Origin of the sequence: Methylophaga pinxianii, from assembly GCF_020447225.1 — a bacterium.
GTDB classification, from domain to species: Bacteria; Pseudomonadota; Gammaproteobacteria; order Nitrosococcales; family Methylophagaceae; genus Methylophaga; species Methylophaga pinxianii.
The window spans coordinates 1-4982 of the sequence record NZ_JAJAEO010000110.1; the positions used below are offsets into that span (position 1 = coordinate 1).

4 protein-coding genes and 1 pseudogene are annotated in these 4982 nt (G+C 42.1%); 2 read left to right on the top strand and 3 right to left on the bottom strand.

What is annotated here, in order from left to right:
* Positions 1–1941: glycosyltransferase (locus LGT40_RS00900; protein ID WP_226071594.1), on the top strand; the 1941-nt coding region annotated here is incomplete at its 5' end.
* Between the two features lie 17 nt (positions 1942–1958).
* On the opposite strand, the gene LGT40_RS00905 is transcribed toward LGT40_RS00900, so the two are convergent.
* Both LGT40_RS00905 and LGT40_RS00910 read right to left on the bottom strand, forming a co-directional pair.
* Positions 1959–2636: a TVP38/TMEM64 family protein gene (locus tag LGT40_RS00905; protein ID WP_226071591.1), complete on the bottom strand. Its 678-nt coding sequence runs from the start codon at positions 2634–2636 to the stop codon at positions 1959–1961.
* A 151-nt stretch (positions 2637–2787) separates the two neighbouring features.
* Positions 2788–3437 (bottom strand): annotated as a pseudogene (locus LGT40_RS00910) (DDE-type integrase/transposase/recombinase); the annotation flags it as partial.
* Positions 3438–4037: 600 nt separating this feature from the next.
* Between LGT40_RS00910 and LGT40_RS00915 the strand changes: the two are divergent.
* A complete protein-coding gene (locus tag LGT40_RS00915) occupies positions 4038–4232 on the top strand; it encodes an MbcA/ParS/Xre antitoxin family protein (RefSeq protein WP_226071585.1) in 195 nt (64 codons plus the stop codon).
* Positions 4233–4262: 30 nt separating this feature from the next.
* Here the strand turns inward: LGT40_RS00915 and LGT40_RS00920 are convergent, their stop codons facing one another.
* Complete coding sequence (locus tag LGT40_RS00920; protein ID WP_226071580.1) at positions 4263–4763, bottom strand: hypothetical protein; 501 nt, start codon at positions 4761–4763, stop codon at positions 4263–4265.
* Positions 4764–4982: the final 219 nt, after the last annotated feature.

Here is a 4982-nt window from a genome sequence, read left to right on the forward strand (position 1 = left end):
AGTGATGGTGCAGAACAGAACTATCGTTCACTTATTAAAATGCTCGAAGAGCTGCATATGCCTTGGTTGCTGACTTATGGTGAAAATGAGGACAGTGATTTTGGTGATTTTCGTTTCTTCGAGCACTTTGGCCCGCCTTTCTTTTCATTTAAGATTAATAACAATCAGTTTATTTTTCTCGACAATACCGGCAGTACGCCCTATGCATGGCAACTAGAGTGGCTAAATCAGGAGCTGACTCAGTCTGCAGCGCACAATCGTTTTGTCTTCTTGGGATTACCCATTCATCCAAAACTCGCTAACACGCCGGCATTTACCGAAGATAATTATTTTAATGATGAAGAAATAGCACAGAAGCTTCATACATTGCTCCGAAAGCATCATGTGGACTTAGTGTTTTCTGCGAACCTAGCATTGTATGCGGACCAGACTATTGATGGTGTTCGTTATATTACAACTGGTGGTGCAGGGGGAGTCATTGTTGATGACAAAAATAGTTATCATCATTTCGTGGAAGTGAATGTTTCGGCTGATGGGATCAGTGTAACGCCGGTACTACCGCGTATTAGTCAGTCTTCTTGGCACCGAACAATAACGAGTATCTGGTCAGCAATCTATACGTTTTTTTATGTCAGCTTCGCACGTTTTTTGGTGGTTATTAGTGTTTTAGTGCTTATCGGGCTTAAGTTAAGAGAGGTCATCTACGAAGATCGTGACTTTTATACACACTTCACGATTGATGATGCAAACTATAGAGATAAACCTAAACGCATTGCCTTTTTTACCAATAATTTCTTCCCGTTTATCTCTGGCGTCACTATTTCTATCGACAGATTGGCTAATGGATTACGCAATAGAGGGCATAACGTCCATATTATCGCTCCAGATTACACTGGCGAGAAGCAATCGAATTCATCATGCACTCGCGTGAAAACATTGTTTGCTTTTGGCAGCAAGGGTGAATTCAGACTAACAAATCCCTTTCAACAGAAAATCAGAAAAACCTTTAAGCGCCAGCAACCTGATCTGGTGCATGTGCATCACCCATTCTGGCTTGGCTCAGTGGGTTTATGGTTCGCTAAACGCAATAAGTGCCCAGTTATTTATACTTACCATACGAGACTGGAAATGTATGCGCATTATGTTCCATTGCCAGGTGCGTTATTCCGAAATGTTATCTCCCACTTAATCATTCGCCGCTTCTGTAATAAATGTGATGGTGTCATTGTGCCCACCTATTCCACCGAGGAGTATTTACGTCTAGTCGGGGTGAAAAGCCGTATTTGTGTGCAGCCAAGTGGCGTTGATTTTATGCGCTTTAATAGTCCACATAGGCTGACACCGGAAGCATTAAAAAAACAACTCGGCATTGAACAAAAACAACTGGTGCTTGTAAGCGTTTCACGTCTGGGCAAAGAAAAAAATGTGAAGTTTCTTATTGATGCAATTGCCAGCCTGGATCAACAAACTCAAAATCAAGTTCAACTGGTAATTGTTGGGGAAGGTGATGATCGTCACTATCTCGAAAATCGAATTGCCGAGACAGGTCTGCAAAAAAGCATCCAGCTTGTTGGTGCTGTTTCACCTGAAAATATCCCTGCCTATTATCAAATGGCAGACATCTTCGTCTTTGCTTCAAAGTCAGAAACACAAGGCATGGTGATTTTAGAGGCTATGTCAGCCGGTCTACCGGTTGTTGCCATTCGTTCAAGTGGAATTGATGATGCAATAGTTGAGGGGCAAACAGGTTTTAAAACGTTGGATGATATTGAACTGTGGAATAGCAAACTTAAATTACTCATCGAAGATAACGTTTTACGAGAAAAGCTTTCAAAACAAGCTATCGAATTTGCATGCCAACACGACAGTGGCGTTTTTGCTCAGAATATTGATAAATTTTATGGGGAAGTCTTAGCGACCTATCATCGACCATCTTCTTGATAGCCGTTTGTTTTTGGTTATCTATTAAAGCGCTTGTGCAAATAAACTAGCAATCCAACCAATACAATAACCAGTGAAATCGCGATTAGGATGGCTGACCATGGTAATCCGTTTTCATTTGTTACGAGCAGCTTGCTCAACTGCCCTCCAAATGCAATCACTATTATCAAACCGGGGATAATGCCCACTGCTGAGCCTAGCATGTAGCGGAGGAAATCGAGCCGGAAAGCGCCGGCTAGCATGTTGGTCATGGTAAATGGCGCAACGGGCAAGAGGTTAATCAAAACCATACTATTGAAACTATTTTTCTGGATATACTTTTCTGCCCTGCGAACCATTTCGCCACCATGTTTTTCGATGGTTTCACGCCCAACCCAGTGACCAACAACATAACCCGTTGCTGAAGAGCTTAATGTCGCCAATGTGGCACAGAAAATCCCCCATTCAGTGCTAAACAGCATTCCGGTTGTGACCACCAGAATGGTCAGTGGAAACATAATCGCCAGCAATGCCACATACAATAAAGTGATACCAATCAAACTCCAAAGAGAATACTCAAACTGTCTTATATATGCTGTGTGTTGCAGCAATGCAGCTTCATTGAAATAGCCAGCATCAGCGAGAAATCGCCAAAGGATTGTCATCCCCAGCAACAAAATGAATACCAGCAGGGATTGTTTTATTGCACGAGGCATTGATAGTCTTTAGTCAGAAAGAAAGTAGTCCATAAGGTAACACAACATATTATCGATTTTGCTGTTTTGGAGATCATGGGCCTATCAGTATTAATTGCTCACTATAGTCTTGTGAGTGCCTTCAACAACTAATCCAACTTCAAATGAGTAATGCCCACTGATCCAGCTCCTTGCCGGTAAACTCTGGGCCCTGATCGGTTATTACTGCCACCGGATAGCCTCTAAAGGCAACAATACTATCTAATGTGCGTGCGACTTGTTCAACGGAGATCCCATGTGCAACAGGTATATCCCGACATTCTTTGCTAAAGTCATCAACGATAGTCAGATACTTGATGCGCCGGCCATTGGCGAGTGAGTCCATCACAAAATCTATCGACCAGGTATGGTTGGGTCTGTCTGGTAGCAATAAAGGCTGACGCTGCACCAGATCAGTTTCTTGTGTTGACTTGCTTTGGTATTGCATGGTGGCGCGCTTTAGACCGACCATGGAACAGGCTCTACGCTCAGAAAGAGCTGTTTGTGACAACATAGAGCGCACCGCCTCCCGCTTATTCCTGACGGTCAGGACTTTCGGTTCAACGCCACCTTGAGGGCTTCATTGTCCAACATAGATTCGGCAAGTAATTTTTTAAGCTGGACGCTTTCTTTTTCAACGCCTTTGAGGCGACGAGCCTCGGAGACTTCCAAACCAGCGTATTTTTAACGCCAGGTGTAGAACGTCGCATCGGAAATAGCGTGTTTCCGACATAACTCCTTCACGGAGAGACCCGCTTCTGCCTCTTTCAAAATCTGAATGATTTTCTCTTCTGTAAATCATTTTTTTTATACTCATCTTCCTTTTCAGTGAAGAACATTACTAAGTTCTTTATGGATTAGAGAGTGGGGAGTAGGTCAAACACCCGAACGACACATCGGAATCAACAAACCACGGTCTCGTAACTTCCACCAATTCCAAAGCCGTTCTGGGTCCACATTGCTCTTCTAACAATGTTGATAGTTTTGTGATTTTTATTTGGAAGGGTTAACATCGATTCTTAAGTGATGGTTAATCAGAAAACATTGTTCTAGGTTGCAAGCTTTGCTAACATTTAGATTAACAAGACCCCTCCCGCTTCCCAGAGAACAGCGCACCGCGAGGGGTTACTCTATTTTTCTTTTCTCAAAGTTAGCTTTTCGACTAAATTGATTAGTCCAATGATCCAGATTTAGTTGAGCTACACATCCATTATGAACGTTTGAATTCTTATATCTGATATATCCCTTTAAATCAGCTATTATCAACAAAGATACTTTCTCAATTAATCTTTTAAAGATAGACTTTTATCCGACCGGGACAACCAGGTTTATCATTAAAATTCTGCTTGGAAAAACTATTACGTGTTGTATTTAAGGGTATTAATGTCAAAAATGGATCAGAAATTACTTGCTAGAGCAGTAGAAGTTCTTGGTAATGAGCGAGATGCATTACACTGGCTTCAAACGCCAAGATCTGCTTTAAATAATCAAATTCCATTAAAGTTCATTGAAACCGATAGGGGGCAACAAGAAGTACTCGGCCTGCTTGGCCGGATTGAACATGGAGTTTTTTCATAATTACCTTATGAAAGGCATCGACTTCTTTTATTAATCATCATAAAGCCAAGATGAGCGAGTTGTTTTTAACTCATCCAATAGCTCTTCAGGCGTTCTCCACCTTTTTAGTGAATTCAAAGCATTATTCTCACCAATCATCTGGCGGGCTGCATCTATTCGAATCATCAGCTCATTTTTTTGAGTAACATCAAGCCCTGAAACCACGCGCTCAGCCTGATCAAAAAAAACTCTGATACGCTCTACTTCATCCCACTTATCGATAATATCTTTCAGTTGCGATTTGCTATCTTCAATTGCTTTGAGACGAAGGCGTTCACGCTCAGCTTGTTTGTATTCCTGTTGTTTAATCTCCCATTCACGCCTCCGTTTCTCTGCCAGCTCAATTGCTTCCTCGTGTAATGTCGAAATTGTTGGTGCTGATGCAATTGCTTCACTAGCAATATGCTCAATAATCTCCTTGCTTCCTTTTACACCTGGTATATGCCAAAGCTTTTCCCACTCTGTGCCCGGGTATGGCGAATATGCAACCACCGCAAATTTTCCTGTGGGGATTCTTCGGTTTGTCGTCCAAGAATACCGATATGAATTTTCCTGATTTTTATGTACTCGAATATATTGATTGATAGATGAATCATAATGGCACTCTACCGATTATTAAGCGACAATTACGGTGGCCGGTCTAGCGTCAATTATCTTGGCCGGTTGATCTGATAAGGTTCGGCACAGCAGAACAGAGGAGTTCACTGTGCC

Bases quoted from the DNA above. Each gene is read 5' to 3' on its own strand.
- LGT40_RS00905 (WP_226071591.1), bottom strand. From the start codon at position 2,636: ATGCCTCGTGCAATAAAACAATCCCTGCTGGTATTCATTTTGTTGCTG.
- LGT40_RS00915 (WP_226071585.1), top strand. From the start codon at position 4,038: ATGTCAAAAATGGATCAGAAATTACTTGCTAGAGCAGTAGAAGTTCTT.